Source organism: Micromonospora salmantinae, from assembly GCF_022230905.1.
Taxonomy (GTDB): domain Bacteria; phylum Actinomycetota; class Actinomycetes; order Mycobacteriales; family Micromonosporaceae; genus Micromonospora; species Micromonospora salmantinae.
Genome location: NZ_JAKKFG010000012.1, coordinates 319418 through 335947 on the forward strand (window position 1 = coordinate 319418; position 16530 = coordinate 335947).

Annotated in this window: 12 protein-coding genes; 6 read left to right on the plus strand and 6 right to left on the minus strand. The window is 71.9% G+C overall.

The genetic code is table 11. The features are described from left to right. Window positions 1–90: 90 nt before the first annotated feature. Together PSH03_RS12075 and PSH03_RS12080 are read left to right on the plus strand one after the other, a co-directional pair. The gene (locus tag PSH03_RS12075; RefSeq protein WP_210784141.1) at window positions 91–1122 is read left to right on the plus strand and encodes an ABC transporter substrate-binding protein; all 1032 of its coding nucleotides are present in this window, start codon (window positions 91–93) and stop codon (window positions 1120–1122) included. Between the two features lie 103 nt (window positions 1123–1225). After that, a complete protein-coding gene (locus PSH03_RS12080) occupies window positions 1226–2083 on the plus strand; it encodes an ABC transporter permease (protein WP_238689138.1) in 858 nt (285 codons plus the stop codon). A 198-nt stretch (window positions 2084–2281) separates the two neighbouring features. Here the strand turns inward: PSH03_RS12080 and PSH03_RS12085 are convergent, their stop codons facing one another. Then, complete coding sequence (locus PSH03_RS12085; protein WP_210784143.1) at window positions 2282–3460, minus strand: ABC transporter substrate-binding protein; 1179 nt, start codon at window positions 3458–3460, stop codon at window positions 2282–2284. A gap of 444 nt (window positions 3461–3904) precedes the next feature. Here PSH03_RS12085 and PSH03_RS12090 point away from each other — a divergent pair, with 444 nt between their 5' ends. The 4 genes from PSH03_RS12090 to PSH03_RS12105 all read left to right on the plus strand — a co-directional run bounded on the left by PSH03_RS12090 (window position 3905) and on the right by PSH03_RS12105 (window position 8514). Next, window positions 3905–7051, plus strand: a complete 3147-nt coding sequence (locus tag PSH03_RS12090) for a sensor histidine kinase (RefSeq protein WP_238689139.1) — start codon at window positions 3905–3907, stop codon at window positions 7049–7051. Beyond that, a complete protein-coding gene (locus tag PSH03_RS12095) occupies window positions 7048–7455 on the plus strand; it encodes a roadblock/LC7 domain-containing protein (RefSeq protein WP_007465177.1) in 408 nt (135 codons plus the stop codon). The genes PSH03_RS12090 and PSH03_RS12095 overlap by 4 nt, the downstream gene beginning before the upstream one ends. A gap of 89 nt (window positions 7456–7544) precedes the next feature. Beyond that, window positions 7545–7910 (plus strand): DUF742 domain-containing protein, encoded by a 366-nt coding sequence (locus PSH03_RS12100; RefSeq protein WP_007465174.1) that lies wholly within the window; start codon window positions 7545–7547, stop codon window positions 7908–7910. Next, window positions 7891–8514, plus strand: coding sequence for a GTP-binding protein (locus PSH03_RS12105; protein WP_030329978.1), 624 nt, complete (start codon window positions 7891–7893; stop codon window positions 8512–8514). Before PSH03_RS12100 ends, PSH03_RS12105 begins: the two co-directional genes overlap by 20 nt. 95 nt (window positions 8515–8609) lie before the next feature. Here PSH03_RS12105 and PSH03_RS12110 read toward each other — a convergent pair whose 3' ends face one another. The 5 genes from PSH03_RS12110 to PSH03_RS12130 are packed head-to-tail and all read right to left on the minus strand — an operon-like array spanning window position 8610 to window position 16186. After that, entirely contained in the window at window positions 8610–9698 is a 1089-nt protein-coding gene (locus tag PSH03_RS12110) for a uroporphyrinogen-III synthase (RefSeq protein WP_238679479.1), read from the minus strand. After that, complete coding sequence (gene nirD, locus PSH03_RS12115) at window positions 9698–10045, minus strand: nitrite reductase small subunit NirD (RefSeq protein ID WP_210783265.1); 348 nt, start codon at window positions 10043–10045, stop codon at window positions 9698–9700. Before nirD ends, PSH03_RS12110 begins: the two co-directional genes overlap by 1 nt. Then, entirely contained in the window at window positions 10042–12579 is a 2538-nt protein-coding gene (nirB, locus tag PSH03_RS12120; protein WP_238689140.1) for a nitrite reductase large subunit NirB, read from the minus strand. Before nirB ends, nirD begins: the two co-directional genes overlap by 4 nt. Beyond that, the gene (locus PSH03_RS12125) at window positions 12576–14015 is read right to left on the minus strand and encodes an FAD-dependent oxidoreductase (protein WP_238689141.1); all 1440 of its coding nucleotides are present in this window, start codon (window positions 14013–14015) and stop codon (window positions 12576–12578) included. The genes nirB and PSH03_RS12125 overlap by 4 nt, the downstream gene beginning before the upstream one ends. Beyond that, window positions 14012–16186, minus strand: coding sequence for a molybdopterin oxidoreductase family protein (locus PSH03_RS12130; RefSeq protein WP_238689143.1), 2175 nt, complete (start codon window positions 16184–16186; stop codon window positions 14012–14014). Before PSH03_RS12130 ends, PSH03_RS12125 begins: the two co-directional genes overlap by 4 nt. Window positions 16187–16530 lie beyond the last annotated feature (344 nt).

A 16530-nucleotide genomic window follows, 5' to 3' on the forward strand; every position in this document is an offset into this window, starting at 1 on the left:
GGCGCCCGGCTTCCACCCCTCCCGCCGGCCCGTCGCGACAACCCCCTCCGGTGGCCTGCCGGCCCCGGTCGGAAAGGACATGGTGCACTGATGAGAAGGCTGACCCGTACGGTCGCTACGGCCGCGCTGGCCACCGCCCTCGCCCTTGTCTCCGCCTGCAGCAGCGGGTCGGATTCGGCCGACGATGCCAAGGGCGGCGACGGCAAGACGCTGGAGAAGGTGACCTACCTCACCTCGTTCGGTAACTTCGGCCGTGACTCCTACGCCTGGGTGGCGAAGGACAAGGGCTTCTTCAAGGAAGCCGGCTTCGACGTCGAGATCAAGGCTGGCCAGGGCACCGGTGGCGTGATCCAGACCGTCGTCGGCGGCCAGGCCGACTTCGGCCCGATCGACCTCACCGGCGGTCTGCTCCAGCTCGGCAACGGCCAGGCGAAGGACTTCACCGCGGTGGCCGCGATCCAGCAGCGCACCATGGCGGGCATCGCCACCGTCGAGGGCAAGAACATCAGCTCGCCGAAGGACCTGGAAGGCAAGAAGCTCGCCGACACCCCCGGGTCCGTGGTCCGCAACCTCTTCCCGACGTACGCCCGGCTCGCCGGGGTGGACGCGACCAAGGTGACCTGGGTCAACGGTGAGGCGCAGAACCTGATCGGCACGCTGGCCTCCGGCTCGGTGGACGGCATCGGTCAGTTCGTCGTCGGTCAGCCGACCATCGAGGCGGTGGCCAAGAAGAAGGCCGTCATGCTGCCGTACAGCAACGTGATGCAGGACCTCTACGGCAACGTGCTGATCACTTCCTCGAAGATCGCCAAGGAGAAGCCCGAGATGGTGAAGAAGTTCACCGCGGCGCTGCTCAAGGGCCTGGAGTACAGCCTGGCGAACTCCAAGGAGGCCGCCGACATCCTGAAGAAGAACGTCGACGCCACCAACCCGGTCTCCGCCGCCGCGGAGCTGGAGCTGATGGCCGCGTACGTCCGTTCCGGCAACACCGGCACCGCGATCGGCACCCTGGACAGCGGTCGGGTCGCCAAGAGCATCGCCATTCTGCAGGGCGCCGGCGCGCTGAAGCAGAACATCACCCCCGAGCAGATCATCGACTTCAGCCTCGCGCCGAAGGCCTGATCGTCCGGTCGTCAGCCGGGGGTACGTCCCGCCGATCCCGGTGGGACGTACCCCCGTCGCTCGTCGGCCCCCGGCGGGCCGTGGGATTTCGAGGAGGACAGAGATGACCGACGTCCGGTCAGCGGACCCGGCGGTGGCGGAACCCGCGCCGCCGAGTGCCGGCCCCGACGCGGGGCGCGCGGGTCGAGGTGCCGGTCTTCGGGCCGGGGCTGGAGCGGCGCTGCCCGCGGTCGGCATCCTGGTCGCGCTGGCGGCGTGGTGGCTGATCGCCCGGCTGGAGCTGGTCCACCCTGTCGCCCTGCCGCCGCCCGGCGACGTGCTCAGCGCGTTCGTCGAGAAGCCCGCCCAGATGCTGGAGCACACCTGGGACACCACGCTGGAGATCCTGATCGGCTTCGCCCTCTCGGTGGCCGCCGGTGTGCTGATCGGACTCTCCCTGGCCAGCTCCCGCACTGTGGAGCGGATGTTCACGCCGCTGCTGGTCGCGGTGAACGCGGTGCCGAAGATCACGCTGGGCCCGCTGCTGGTGGTGGCGCTCGGCTGGGGCCAGAAGCCGATCCTGACCATGGTGTTCCTGCTCTGCTTCTTCCCGATCGTGCTCTCCACCGCGACCGGGTTGACCACCACGCCGGCCGACCTGGCCGAACTGGTGCGGTCCTGGAACGCCTCCCGCTGGCAGGCGTTCCGCAAGGTGCGTTTCCCGGCCGCGCTGCCGCAGATCTTCGTCGGGCTCAAGGTGGCCATGCCACTGGCCGCGATCGGCGCGGTGATCGGTGAGTTCCAGGCCGGCGAGAGCGGCCTCGGCTATGTCATCACGCAGTACGCCGGCATCGGCGACGCCGCCACCGCCTGGGCGGCGATCATGCTGGTGGCGCTGGTGAGCATCCTGCTCTACTCGGCGCTCCTGCTGATCGAGCGGTTCGCCCTCCCCTGGGTACGAGAAACCACCAGCAGCCGCTAACCCAGCAGAACTAGGAAACGTGAAGGGCCGGCCTCCCACTCAGGAGGCCGGCCCTTTCCATCGACGCTGCTGGCACAAAGGGTGTGGCCTACCGTGCCCGGCGGAGGGATCAAGCCTGACCGCCCGGAGCCGGGCACGGTCGGCCACACCCCCCCACCCGGCACCCCGACGAACCCGCCAGATGAAAGGCCCCAGCGTCTACCCCGCCAACCGCCAACGACCATTGCGGGCGACAAGCGTGGTGAGCGCCTGCGGCATCAGGCCGCTGTGGTTGTCCGGCGTCATGCGGATCGGGCCGGAGAGGCCGTCCATCTGGGACGTCTCCAGCACGTCCCGGATGCCGTTGCGGTCCACCTTCCCGATCTCACCACCGGCGCGCAGTTCGGCGTCGGCGATCAGCTGGACGGCGTCCGCGGCGAACGACGAGGACCCGTTGTAGCCACCGAAGCGGGCGGTGTAGTCCTGGAACCACTGCCGCCGCGCCGCCTTGGCCGGCGTGGTCGCGATCACGTCGTCGATCACCATGGTCTGCGTGAAGATCAGCGTGGCCTTCTCGGTCGCCTTGGCCGCCGCCCCGAGGAAGAGGTCCCCGGCCGCTGCCGCGTCGAAGTAGATCGACCCACGGAAGATGGTCTGCTGCACGCTGGTGGCGGCCAGTGTCGCCTGCTCCGGCGGGGTCCAGAAGACCATCGCGTCGGGCTTGCCCGACGCGAGCTGCTGGACCTGCTGGCTGACGTCGGTGTCGGTGGTCTTGATCCGCTGCTGTCGGAGCGTGATCCTGGCCTTGTCCAGCTCGCTCTTGAGCGCGGTCGCGCCCTCCTGGCCGTAGTCGTCGTCGCTGACCAGCATCCCCACCTTCCGGATGTTGTTGCGGCGTAGCTCAGCGGTCAGGGCGGCGGCGCTGTCCGGGGCGTTGGGGCCCAGCTTGAACACGTAGCGCCGTTCAGCGGCCGGCGCGGCGATCGCGCCGGAAGCGGCTAGCGCAATGGTGGGAATCCGCTTCTCGTTGATGGTCCCGACCGCTCCGACCGCGCATTCGTTGCAGCCGCCCATGATGATGGCGCTGACCTTCGAATCGCTGCTGAAGTCGACGATGTTGCGAAGTGACTCGGCCGAGTCGGAACGGTTGTCCTTCACCTTCAGGTCGATCTTCCGGCCGTTCAGTGCACCGGAGGCGTTCAACTGATCGACCTTGAGTTTGAGGGCGCGCTGGTATGTCCGGCCAACAGTGGCTGCGGCGCCGGAGAGTTCGAGATCGGCAGCGATCACGATCGGACTCGTGTCCTGTTCCGCCTCGCCAAACTGGCAGCCGGTGAGCGTGGTGGCCACTACGGCCGATGCGAGCGCCGCGATGGTCGCGGAGCGGATGGGGCTCAACTCAGTCCTCCAGGTGCGGGCGCGGGCGCTGCCCGGTCACCGCCGCTAATCCGTCCTCAGTGGAGGACGGGATCTCCTCTGCCGTACGGTGTGCGCGAAGCCTGCAAAACCTTGCCAATGGCCGGCGCTGTGGTCAAGCGCGGACCCCGGCAGCATTTTCGGGACGGCCATCCCACATGCTGGGGTAACGCAATGTTTGCAAAAGCTCACTTTGCATACACGCGTGACCACTCTGGAGTTACATGCCCTGTTCAGGGGCTTGCGGAAATGAAGGTATCAGTTGCCCGGATCACGGGATGCGCTCCGTCCGACCGTTTCCTACCTCACTGCGGCTTCCCAAACACGATCATCTCTGATGAAATCGCGGCCGTGCCGCGCGTGGTCCCCTCCGCTTACGGCATGGCTCGGCGGCTCAGGCGGGGAAGAAACGACGGAGGCGATGTCGTGAGCACCGGACCGACGACCCTGCCCACGCTCGGCGACAGCGGTCGGCCTGCGCGCCGACGGATGCCGAGACTGCGTGACGCCCGGATCCGGTCCAAGTTGGCGTTGATTCTGGTCGTCCCGGTGGCGGCGGTGATCGCGCTGGCCACGGTCCGCCTGATCTCGGTCGGCGAGGGCGCGTTCGACGCCACCCGGGCCCGGTCACTGACGGCCCTCTCCGTCGACGTCAGCGCTCTCACCCAGGACCTCCAGGCCGAACGAATGGCAGCGGCCGCCTACCTGGCCGCTCCGCAGCAGCCGGCCGACGCGTACAACCTGCGGGTCCGCCAGACGCAGCAGCAGGTGGACGAGTACCGCGCCGAGCGGGGCCGGATCGGCGACGTGCCGGCCGCCCTGCGGGACCGGCTGGCCGCCATCGACGATCACCTGGCCACCCTGGACGGCACCCGTCAGGAGGTGCTGGACCGCCGGCAGATGGCGGTCGCCGAGGCGGTGCTCCGCTACGGAGTCATTCTCACCGACCTGGTCTCGTACGGTGACGGCCTGGCCCAGCTGCCCGGCGCCGAGAGCCTGGCGGACAGCCGCCGCGCGGTCGCCGCCTTCGCCCGCGCCAAGGCTTCCGTCGCCGAGGAACAGGCCGTCGCCTTCACCGCGCTGACGGCCGGCCAGCTCGACTCGGAGCAGTTCTCCTCCTTCGTGGCAACGTTGACCGGTCAGCAGGAGGCCCTGGTCGCCTTCTCGCTGGCCGCCGACCCGGTGCAGCGCGCCCTGGTCGACAGCACCGTCTCCGGCGACGCGGTCGGCCTGGCCGACCGGGTGGCCGCCGACATCACCCGCTCGGTCGGGCAGCGCCCGCTGGTCACCGCACAGGACGCCACGGCGGCGATCGGCGCCGTGAACGACCTGATGCGCTGGGCCGAGATCCAACTGCAGGACCGACTGCTCCAGCAGGCCGACCAGGCCCGCTCGGACGTCATCCGGCAGGCAGTGGTCGAGTCGATCCTGGTGCTGCTGACCCTGATCATCGCCGTGTCGCTCGCCGTGGTGCTGGCCCGCTCGCTCAACCACTCGCTGCGCCGACTGCGTGAGGGTGCCCTCTCGGTGGCCAACCACGACCTGCCCGACGCCGTGCAGCGGCTGCAGAACATGGGCAGTGTGGGTGACGGCGGGGTGGACGAGATCGTCCGCCAGGTCCGGGACCCCATCCAGCTGAACACCCGCGACGAGGTCGGTCAGGTGGCGCTGGCCTTCAACGTCGTACACCGGGAGGCGGTGCGGGTCGCCGCCGAGCAGGCGGCACTGCGTACCAGCGTCTCGGCGATGTTCCTCAACCTGGCCCGCCGTAGTCAGACCCTGGTCGACCGGATGATCGGCGAGCTGGACGCGATCGAGCGCGGCGAGGAGGACCCGAAGCGGCTGGCGCAGCTTTTCGAACTGGACCACCTGGCCACTCGAATGCGCCGCAACGACGAGAATCTGCTGGTCCTGGCCGGCGCCGACTCCGCCGCACCGCGTCACGACAACGCGCTGGTGGTGGATGTGCTGCGCGCCGCCCAGTCCGAGGTGGAGCTCTACAACCGCATCGAGTTCGGCACCGTGGACACCGACATCGAGGTGGCCGCGCACGCGGTCAACGACGTGGTACGCCTCGTCGCCGAGCTGCTCGACAACGCCACCCGGTTCTCGCCACCGAACACCACTGTGGTCGCCGACGGTCGCCGGATCCGCGACTACGTGCTGATCCAGATCGAGGACCGCGGGCTTGGCCTCACCGACGACCAGCTCGACTCGCTCAACCGGCGGCTGGCCGCCCCACCGAGCGTGGACGTCGCCGCGTTCCGACTGATGGGTCTGGCCGTGGTGAGCCGACTCGCCTCCCGCTACGGCATCCGGGTCGAGTTGCGCCGCAACGTCGAGGGCGGCACCGTCGCCCAGGTGACGTTGCCCGCCGCCACAGTGGTGCTGCCCAGCAACCGGGGCCGCGAGCAGGTGCTCACCCGCCCGCGTCAGCCGATGGCCGTGGAGCAGGCGCCGCTCACCCCGGCCGGCCACGCCGAGCAGTTCGCCGGTGCCGCGACGACCGCGGCGACGTTGCCCGACCAGTGGCGGACCAGCCCGCCGGCACCCGCCCAGTGGCAGTCGCCGCTGGACTCGCGGGACACCACCCCGGCCGTACAGGCGGGTGGCTACACCGGCCCGCGCTCGACGATGCCGCCGGCCCCCGCCGCCCCCGCACCCGCCGCCCCGCTCCCGCCGGCCCGGCCGGCCTACAGCAACGGCGCGGGCGCCTCGCTGGGCAGCCCGACAGTGGCCTACCCGACCGTCGACCCGCTGCCCCGGCGTGGCACCACCCCGGACACCCCGGAGACCGCTGATGGGCGTGGCGCCCACGGCCTCCCGGTCGGGCCGGTCGCCGGGCCGGGCGCTGTGGCACCGCCGGCCGTTCCGTCGGTGCCCGCCGCACCGGTCAGCACCCGGCCCGACTTCCCGGCCGAGGCCCCGATCTTCCGGGAGATGGAGGCGGTCTGGTTCCGGTCGCACGGCGACGACGCCACCGCGATCTTCACCCGGCCCAACTTCGACGAGCCGCCCGCGCCCGCCACCACCGCAGCGGCCGACGCCGGCCTGCGCACCGGCAACGGCGGCCAGCCGAGCGCCGGGTCGGTGCCGGCCGCGTCGCCGGCCCGACCGAAACTGCCGACCCGTACCCCGGGCAGCTCCGGCACCGACGGGACGGCCACCCCGGGCGCCGACGGCCTCGGCGCCAGCATGGACGGTTTCGGGGCGCGGCCGTCGGCGCCGCCGACGTACGCCCCGCCCCCGGCCGCCCGGACGGCTCCGGCCGCACCCGCCCCCGCCCCCGCACCCGACCCGGGCGCATGGCGTACGGCGGCGGACGAAGGCTGGTCCCGGGCCAGTCGGGCTGCCGAGCCGGCTCCCGCCGGGACCACCCGCTCCGGATTGCCCAAGCGGGTGCCGCAGCAGCAGCTCGTGCCGGGTGGCATCGAACCGAAGAGCGGCCGGGACCGCAGCCGGCGGACCCCGGATGAAGTACGTGGTCTGCTGTCGGCCTACCACCGCGGTGTGCAGCGCGGTCGGACGGCCGGAACGGACCTGAACAGCACCTCGACCAAGGAGAGCCGATGAACAGGCCAGCTGCCATGCAGGACATGGGTTGGCTGCTCACCAACTTCGCCGACAGCGTGGCGGGCATCGCCCACGTGGTGGCGGTGTCCGCAGACGGGCTGCTGCTCGCGTCCTCCCGGGATCTGCCGGGGGACCGGGCGGACCAGCTCGCCGCGATCACCTCCGGGGTGGTGAGCCTGACCGAGGGCGCGGCCCGGATGTTCAGCGCGGGCGGGGTGTTGCAGACAGTCATCGAGATGGACAGCGGGTATCTCTTCCTGATGTCGATCAGCGACGGCTCCTCGATGGCCGTGCTGGCCGCGCGCAGCTGCGACGTGGGCCAGGTGGGCTACGAGATGGCGCTGCTGGTCGAGCGGGTGGGTGCCGCGCTGGTGCCGCTGCCGCGCGACGCGGTGCGCTCTTAGCACCGGAAGGCGGCGCTCATTCCGAGCGCCGGACCAGGGACGGGAGGCGGCACAGTCCGGCTCAGCAGGGGACGAGGAGGTGATCGGGAATGGACCAACGACGCGCTGACCCGCGTGGCGCGCTGGTGCGTCCGTACGCGGTCACCCGTGGTCGTACCGAGCCCCGGCAGGACATCGCCCTCGAGGCCGTCCTGACCGCCTCTCCCACCCAGGTCGCCGAGTCCCGCTTCGCCGGGCACGACAAGCACCGCATCGCCACGGTCTGTGAGGGCCGAGCACAGTCGCTGGCGGAGATCGCCGCGTATACCCGGATGCCGCTGGGCGTCGCCCGGGTGTTGGTCGCCGACATGGTGGCCGAGAGCCTGCTGACGTTACACACTGCTGCTCCCGCCGAGGGGTTCGAGGAGCGGATGGAACTGCTTGGAAGGGTGCTAAGTGGACTTCGCAGGCTATGACCCCGCAGGGGGGCGGCCGGGCCGGGGAATCGTCTCCGCGAAGATCGTCGTCGCGGGCGGCTTCGGCGTCGGTAAGACGACACTGGTCGGGGCGATCTCCGAGATCACACCGCTGACCACAGAGGCGTTGATGACCGCGGCGGGTGTCGGCATCGACGATCCGTCCAAGGTGCCGGGCAAGGAGACCACCACGGTCGCCATGGACTTCGGCCGGATCACCATGGCCCAGGACCTGATCCTGTACCTATTCGGTACACCGGGTCAGACTCGGTTCTGGTTCATGTGGGACGAGATCATCCGTGGGGCGGTGGGTGCCGCCGTGCTGGTGGACACCCGCCGGATCACCGACGCCTTCGCCCCGCTGGACTACTTCGAGAACCGCAACCTGCCGTACGTGGTGGCGCTGAACAAGTTCGACGGCGCACCGCAGTACGAGGCCGAGGAGGTCCGCGAGGCGCTGGCCATCTCGCCGCAGGTGCCGCTGGTGATGACCGACGCCCGGCAGCGGGACTCGGTCAAGCAGGTGCTGGTGACTGTGGTCGAGCACGCCATGCTCCGGCTCCAGTCCGAGCACGGGCGGGGCTTCCCGACGCCGGTCGGCTGAAACGCCGCGTCACGGCCGGCGCGCGACGGCCGGCCGTGACGCGTTCAGGGCGCGTGTCGAGGCCCTCGGCTCGACCGGGGACTTCGCCGCACGCCCTAGTCGACCCGGAGCCGGTAGCCGCGCTTCACCACTGTCTGCACCACGCGGGGCGCGCGCAGGCCGGCGCGTAGCCGGGCGACGGCCATCTCCACTGCGTGCTCGTCCGCGCCCCGGGGCAGCGTCCTCAGCAACGCCGTGCGGGACAACACCCGACCCGGGGACTGGGCCAGCGCCCGCAGCACCGCCATCGGCGCGGGCGCCAGTGGCCGCAGCTCACCGTCGATCACTGCGGCGTGCCCGCGCAATGTGAGCAGGTGCCCGCCGGCCTTGAACGTCACGGTCCGGCGGGGCAGCTCGTCGACGATGGTCCGCACCAGTGCGCCCAACCGGGCCCGACCGGGCGCGCTCACCGGCACCCCGTGCCGCAGCAGCGGCTCGGCGGTCACCGCCCCGACGCAGCTGGCCAGCACGTCGCTGCGCAACGCGGACAGCACCGCGTCGGTGCGGTCACCGGCGGCCCGCAGCAACGCCTCGGCCGCCGGCGCCGAGGTGAACGTCACCGCGTCCACCAGCCGACCGGCGATCAGGTCGATCAGCCGGTGCAGCGGGGCCGGGTCGGTCGGCGGTGCCCAGCGGTAGACCGGCACCTCGATGACAGTGGCACCCGCCGCCTCCAGCGCGAGCGTGCACTCGGGCTGCCGCTCGCCGTGCAGCTGCATGGCGATGACCTGCCCGGCCACGCCGCGCCGGCGCAGGTGGTCGACCACCTCGTCGCAGCTTTCCGAGGCGGGCGACCACTGGTCGTGCAGCCCGGCCGCCCGGATCGCGCCGCGTGCCTTCGGGCCGCGCGCCACCACGTACGAGCTGGCCAACACGGATCGCAGCGGCTCGGCCAGCCCCCAGCCCTCGGCCGCCTCCAACCAGCCGCGCATGCCGATGCCGGTGTTGGCCATCAAGATGTCCGGCGGCTGGTCGAGGCAGGCACGGGTCGCCTCGCGCAGCTCGGTGTCGTCGGACAGCGGCACGATCCGCAGCGCCGGGGCGAGCACCACCCGGGCGCCCCGTCGTTCGAGCAGCGCGGCCAACTCGTCGCGCCGCCGGTCGGCGGTCACCCCGATGGTGAAGCCCGCCAGTTCTTCCCGCATCAACCCTCCTGTCGCAGCCGCACCTCGACCAGCCCGTTGCGGCAACGTGCGTCGTGTCGGGCCACGGCCACCCCGGGCAGGTCGAGGCAGTGCCCGCTGCGCAGGTCGTACACCTGCTTGTGCAGCGGTGACGCGACAGTCGGCACTCCGCCGCGGCTGCCGACGATGCCCCGGGACAGCACGTACGCCCCGGAGACCGGGTCGCGGTTGTCGATCGCGAACAGCTCGTCGGCGGTCCGGAAGAGCGCGATCTGCACCCCGTCGACCAGGGCGGCGACGCCCCGGTCCGGCTCCAACCGGTCGAGCGGGCAGACGGTGGTCCAGGTCAGCGTGAGGGTCTGGGTCATCGCCGTACCTCCGGTAGGCCGAGGGTGACCGGTTGCCGACGGTGACCATTGGTCGGCTCGGATCCGGTCGGGGACTGGTCGCGTACGGGGACCGGCTGGCCGCGTTCCCGGGTGAAGGTGATCGACGGGTCCGGTACGTCGGGGGCGTTGACGAAGGAGGTGTAGCGGCGCAGCCGATCCGGGTCCTCCAGGACGTCGCGCCACTCGTCGGAGTACGACGACACGTGCTGGGCCATCGCCGCGTCGAGGTCCTCGCAGAGTCCGAGCGAGTCGTCCACGATCACCGAGCGCAGGTGGTCAAGGCCGCCGTCCATGGCCTCGATCCAGCCGGCGGTGCGTTGCAGCCGGTCGGCGGTGCGGATGTAGTAGATCAGGAATCTGTCGATCAGCCTGATCAGCGCGTCCGTGGACAGGTCGGTGGCGAACAGGTCGGCGTGCCGGGGCCGGAAACCACCGTTGCCGCCGACGTAGAGATTCCAGCCGGTCTCGGTGGCGATGATGCCGAAGTCCTTGCTGCGCGCCTCCGCGCACTCCCGGGCGCAACCGGAGACCGCCGACTTCAGCTTGTGCGGAGCACGCAGCCCGCGATAGCGCAGCTCCAGCGCGACGGCCAGTCCCACCGAGTCCTGCACCCCGTACCGGCACCAGGTCTCGCCCACGCACGACTTCACAGTGCGCAGCGCCTTGCCGTACGCGTGCCCGGACTCGAAGCCGGCGTCGACCAGCCGCCGCCAGATCTGCGGAAGCTGCTCCACCCGCGCCCCGAACAGGTCGATCCGCTGCCCACCGGTGATCTTCGTGTAGAGCTGGAAGTCCCGGGCGACCTCGCCGATCACGATCAGCTTCTCCGGGGTGATCTCGCCGCCCGGGATCCGGGGCACCACCGAGTAGCTGCCGTCGCGTTGCAGGTTGGCCAGGAAGTGGTCGTTGGTGTCCTGCAACGACGCCTGTTCGCCGTCGAGCACGTGCCCGCTGCCCAGCGAGGCGAGGATGGACGCCACCACCGGCTTGCAGATGTCGCAGCCGCGGCCACTACCGTGCTCGGCGACCAACCGGGAGAAGGTGCGGATGCCGCGGACGCGGACGATCTCGAACAGCTCCCGCCGGCTGACGTCGAAGTGCTCGCAGAGCGCGCTGGACTGCGCCACCCCGGCCGCGTCCAGGAGCTGCTTCAACATCGGCACGCAGGAGCCGCAGCTGGTGCCGGCCCGGGTGCACGCCTTCAACGCCGGAACGTCCGCGCAACCGTCGGCGATGGCGGCGTCCACGTCGCCCCGGGTCACCGCGTTGCAGGAGCAGACCTGCGCGGCGGCGGGCAGCGCCCCGGCGTCCGCGCCGCCACCGTCCGGGGCGAGCAGCGCCAGCGGCGCGGCCGGCAGCGGGCCGCCCACACTGGCCCGCAGCGTCGGGTACGCGCTGGCGTCACCGACCAGCACCCCGCCGAGCAGGGTGTGCGCGTCGTCGGAGAGGACCAGCTTCGCGTAGACCCGGGTGGCCGGGTCGGTGAACGTGACGTCCAGGCAGCCCTCGGTCGTGCCGTGGGCGTCGCCGAACGAGGCCACGTCGACGCCGAGCAGCTTGAGTTTGGTGGCGGTGTCCGCGCCCGGGAAGGTCGCCGCGCCGCCGACCAGCCGATCGGCCACCACCTCGGCCGTCGCGTACCCCGGCGCGACCAGACCGTGGCAGGTGCCGTCGACCGCCGCGCACTCTCCGACGGCCCAGATCCGCTCGTCGGCGGTACGACAGGTCGCGTCGACAAGCACCCCGCCGCGCGGGCCCAGCGGCAGACCGGCGTCCCGGGCCAACTGGTCCCGGGGCCGGATGCCGGCGGCCACCACCACCAGTTCGGCGTCGAGGGCGGTGCCGTCGGACAGTTCCAGGGCGGCGACGCCGCCGTCCGGGCCCTGACGGATCGCTGTGGTCGCCACCCCGAGATGGGTCCGTACGCCCAGCTCGTCGACGTAGCGGCGGAGCATCGCGCCGCCGGCCTGGTCCACCTGCACCGGCATCAGCCGGGGCGCGAACTCGACCACGTCGGTGCTCAGGCCGAGCAGTCGCAGGGCATTGGCGGCCTCCAGCCCGAGCAGCCCGCCACCGATCACCGCGCCGACCCGCCGGCCCCGCGCGTACGCCCGGATCGCCGCCAGGTCGTCAAGGGTCCGGTAGACGAAGACCCCGGGCAGTTCCGTGCCGGCCACCGGCGGCACGAACGCGTACGACCCGGTGGCGAGCACCAGCGCGTCGTAGCGGTATTCGCCGAGGGCGGTGGTCACGACCTGGCGATCCCGGTCGACGCCGGTGGCCGGCTCGCCGAGTCGCAGCCGCACCCCGTCGTGCGGGGTGTGCAGGTTGAGTTCGCTCTCACTCACCCCGTCGAAGTACGCCGAGAGCCGCACCCTGTCGTACGCCGGGCGCCCCTCCTCGGCCAGCACTGTCACCCGCCAGTTGCCCTGTGGGTCACGGGCGTGCAGCGCGTCCACGAAACGCTGCCCGACCATGCCGTTGCCGATGACGACCAGTTCGCCGCCGTTCATCGCGTCACCTCCACCGATTCCGCCTGGCTCAGCCAGTCGACGATGCCGCTCACCGCGTCCCGGCATCCGCCGCATCCGGTGCCGGCCCGGGTCGCGGCCACCACCGCATCGACAGTCCGGGCACCGGAGCGCCAGCTTCTGACCAGTGCGCCCTTGCTCACCGTGTTGCACTGACAGACCGTGGCCGCGTCCGGCATCAGCGCCGGTGAGGCGGCCGGGGTAGCGCCGACCGCACCGAGTGCCCGGCCGAGCAGCAGCGCCCGTCGGTCACTCGGCACCGGCTGACCACGGTCGAAGAGTTGGATCACCGTGCCGACCGCCGGGTTGTCGCCGAGCAGGATCGCGCCGATCAGCCGCTCGTCCCGGATCCGCAAGCGGGCGTAGGTGCCCCGGGTCGGGTCAGCGAAGGTCAACTCCTCGTCCGGCCCGCCACTTGCCGCGTCACCCATCGAGGCCAGGTCGATCCCGGCGGCCTTCAGCCGGGTCACCACCGGCCGGGGCCGGTACCGGGCCAGTGGGTCCGTCCCGGTCAGCACATCCGCGAGCACCTGGGCCTGGGCCCAGGCGGGGGCGACCAGCCCGGTGAGCACGCCGTCGTGCTCGGCGCAGTCGCCGATCGCCGAGATGGACCGGTCGCTGGTGCGCAGCCGGTCGTCCACCACCACGCCGCGCCGCACGGTCAGGCCGGCGACCTGCGCGAGGGCGGTGTCCGGGCGTACGCCGCAGGAGAGCACCAGCAGGTCGGCACGGAGCGACCGGCCGTCGGCCAGGTCGAGGCGGACACCGTTGGCGTCCGCGGCCACGCCGGTCGCCGACACCCCCAGTTGGACGCTGACGCCGAAATTGGCGAGCGTGCCCGCGAGTACCGCGCCGGCGGTCGGGTCCAGTTGCCGTTCCATCAGGTGCTCTCTCGGGTGCACCACTGTGGTGGCCAGCCCTCGCGTGGCCAGCCCTCGGGCGGCCTCCAGCCCGAGCAACCCGCCGCCGAGCACCAGCGCGCTGCGTGCGCCGTCGGCGGCGGCGAGGATCCGGCGGCAGTCGTCAAGGGTCCGGAAGGGGACCACCCGCTCCGGCAGGTTCGCCGGGTCGAGGCCGGGCAATGGCGGCACCACCGCACGCGCGCCGGTGGCCAGCACCAGGTGGTCGTACCCGATTCGTTCGCCGTCGTCGGTGCGGACCTCCCGGGCGGACCGGTCGACAGCGATCACCGGTACGCCGCTGCGCAGGTCGACGCCGTGCCCGGCGGCTTCGGTCAGCTCCACGTCCGGCTCGTCGATCCGGCCGGCCAGCAGGGTGGAGAGCAGGATCCGGTTGTACGCGCGGTGCGGCTCGGCCCCGAGCACTGTGACCTTCCGGTCTCCCTCACGGGCGTGCAGCTCACCGGCGAGGCGCGCGCCCGCCATCCCGTTGCCGACGATGACCACCCGGGCGGTCATGCCTTCTCCACCCGAACCGCGCAGATCTTGAACTCGGGCATCCCGGAGATCGGGTCCACCGCGTCATTGGTCACCGAGTTGGCGCGTCCCGCCCCCGCGTAGTGGAACGGGGCGAACACGGTGTCGGGTCGGATCCCGGCGCTGAGCCGGGCCGGCGCGCGGAACTCACCTCGCCGGGAGGTGACCCGGACCGGGTCGCCGTCGTCGATGCCCAGCCGGGTGGCCAGGTCGGGGTGCAGTTCGACGAACGCCTCCGGGGCGGCGCGGCGTAGCGCGGCCACCCGTCGGGTCTGGGTGCCCGACTGGTACTGCGCCAGCACCCGACCGGTGGTGAAGTGCAGCGGGTACGTGGCGCAGACCTCCTCGGCGGCCGGCCGATGGTCGACGGGGTGGAAGCGGGCCCGGCCGTCCGGGGTGGCGAACCGGTCGGCGAAGAGTCGGGGCGTGTCCGGCCCGTCCTCGGTCGGGCAGGGCCAGTAGACCCCGTCGTCGGCGTCGATCCGGTCCCAGCTGATGCCGGCGTAGTCGGCGGCCCCACCTGCGGAGGCGCGGCGCAGCTCGGCGAAGACGACGGCCGGGTCGGCCGGGAACCGAGCCGCCGCGACGGCGGCCGGTCGCACGCTGGCCGGGTTGGCGTCGGTCGGGTCGAGGTCAGCCGATTCGGCGTCGGCCAGCCGTGCCGCCAGGTCGGAGATGATGGCGAGGTCGGTCCGGACACCCGGCGGGGGCGGCCGTAGCGCGCGTCGACGCAGCACCCGACCTTCCAGGTTCGTCATGGTGCCGTCCTCCTCGGCCCACTGCGCGGTGGGCAGCACCACGTCCGCCAGCGCGGCCGTCTCGGAGAGCAGGAGGTCCGCGACGACCAACAGGTCGAGGTCGCGCAGCCGGCCCTCGATCCGGGCCGCCCGGGGTGCCGAGACCACCGGGTTCGATCCGAACACCAGCATCGCGCGCGGGCCACCCGGGGTGCCGAGCGAGTCGAGCAGTTGGTAGGCGGGCACTCCCGGGCCGGGCAGTTCGTCGGCCGGCACGCCCCAGACCCCGGCCACGTGCTCGCGGGCCGCCGGGTCGTCGATCTTCCGGTAGCCGGGGAGCTGGTCGGCCTTCTGCCCGTGCTCCCGGCCACCCTGGCCGTTGCCCTGGCCGGTGAGGCAGCCGTACCCCGAACCGTCGCGGCCGGGCAGACCGAGGGCGAGGGCGAGATTGACGTACGAGGTGACGGTGTCCACCCCCTTGGCGTGCTGCTCCGCGCCGCGCGCGGTCAGGATGATCACGCGACCGCCGGTGCCCAGCGCGCGGGCGGTCGCCTCCAGGTCGGCCACCGGCACCCCGGAGAGCTGTTCCGCGCGGGCCGGCCACCAGGCGGCGACGCCTCGACGGACCGCGTCGAAACCGGTGGTGCGGTCCGCCACGTAGGCGCGGTCGACCCAACCCTCGGTGAGGGCGATGTGCAGCAGCGCGTTGGCCACCGCGAGGTCGGTGCCGGGCAGCGGTTGCAGGTGCAGATCGGCCTGGCGGGCGGTGGCGGTGACCCGGGGGTCGATGACGATCAGTTTCCCGCCGTTGCGGCGCTGCTCGGTGAGCCAGCGCACCAGCGGCGGCATGGTCTCCGCCGGGTTCGCTCCGACCAGCAGCAGGGTGTCGGCCCGACCCAGGTCGGCGAGGGGGAACGGCAGCCCACGGTCGATGCCGAAGGCGCGCATCCCGGCGGCTGCCGCCGAGGACATGCAGAACCGTCCGTTGTAGTCGATGTGCCGGGTGCGCAGCCCGATCCGGGCGAACTTCCCCAACGCGTACGCCTTTTCGTTGGTCAGGCCACCACCGCCGAAGACGGCGACCGCGTCCCGGCCGGCGTCGTCCTGGACGGCGCGGATGCCGGCGACCACCCGATCGAGCGCGGTGTCCCAGCTCGCCGGGTGCAGTTCGCCGGTGGCTGCGTCGCGCACCAGCGGAGTGGTCAGCCGTTGCGGATGGTCGAGCAGTTCGGCGGCGGTCCAACCCTTCTGGCAGAGCCCGCCCCGGTTGGTAGGGAAGTCGCGCGGGTGGACCGTCACACCGGCGTCGTCCGCGCGCAGCGTCATCCCACACTGCAGTGCGCAGTACGGGCAGTGCGTCGCCACTTCCCGGGGCGTCAGCCCCGGTGGAGTCGCCGACCGTGCACCGTCTGTCATGTCGGGAAAGCGTGCCGTCGGGCGGTTTCCGGTCCGGGTCCCTTCTGTTTCGGTCCTGTCAAGTGGGGCTCACACCGCACAGGGGCAGCGAGTGTGACGGGTGGGTGACGGCCGGTCAGCGCGAGCCGGCGCGGCGTGGTCGGCGGGTCAGGGACAGCCAGCCCAGAAACCGGGCGTGGAGTGCCCGCGGGTCAGGGCGAAGGCCTAGGGAGTACAGGTCGTCGACCGCGTCATGCATGTTCGCTGCCAGGTAGAAGGCCAGGGCGATCGAGTGGCCGTAGTACTCGGTCGCGAGGTGAAGCTGAGCCGGCGCACACGGCCAGGGCGCGGCGCAGTTGCGGCAG

Excerpts from the sequence above, each read along its gene's own strand:
- PSH03_RS12080 (WP_238689138.1), top strand. The coding sequence starts at position 1,226 with ATGACCGACGTCCGGTCAGCGGACCCGGCGGTGGCGGAACCCGCGCCG.
- PSH03_RS12125 (WP_238689141.1), bottom strand. The coding sequence starts at position 14,015 with ATGACCGCCCGGGTGGTCATCGTCGGCAACGGGATGGCGGGCGCGCGC.
- nirB (WP_238689140.1), bottom strand. The coding sequence starts at position 12,579 with ATGAACGGCGGCGAACTGGTCGTCATCGGCAACGGCATGGTCGGGCAG.
- PSH03_RS12110 (WP_238679479.1), bottom strand. The coding sequence starts at position 9,698 with ATGCGGGAAGAACTGGCGGGCTTCACCATCGGGGTGACCGCCGACCGG.
- PSH03_RS12100 (WP_007465174.1), top strand. The coding sequence starts at position 7,545 with ATGGACCAACGACGCGCTGACCCGCGTGGCGCGCTGGTGCGTCCGTAC.
- nirD (WP_210783265.1), bottom strand. The coding sequence starts at position 10,045 with ATGACCCAGACCCTCACGCTGACCTGGACCACCGTCTGCCCGCTCGAC.
- PSH03_RS12130 (WP_238689143.1), bottom strand. The coding sequence starts at position 16,186 with ATGACAGACGGTGCACGGTCGGCGACTCCACCGGGGCTGACGCCCCGG.
- PSH03_RS12075 (WP_210784141.1), top strand. The coding sequence starts at position 91 with ATGAGAAGGCTGACCCGTACGGTCGCTACGGCCGCGCTGGCCACCGCC.
- PSH03_RS12095 (WP_007465177.1), top strand. The coding sequence starts at position 7,048 with ATGAACAGGCCAGCTGCCATGCAGGACATGGGTTGGCTGCTCACCAAC.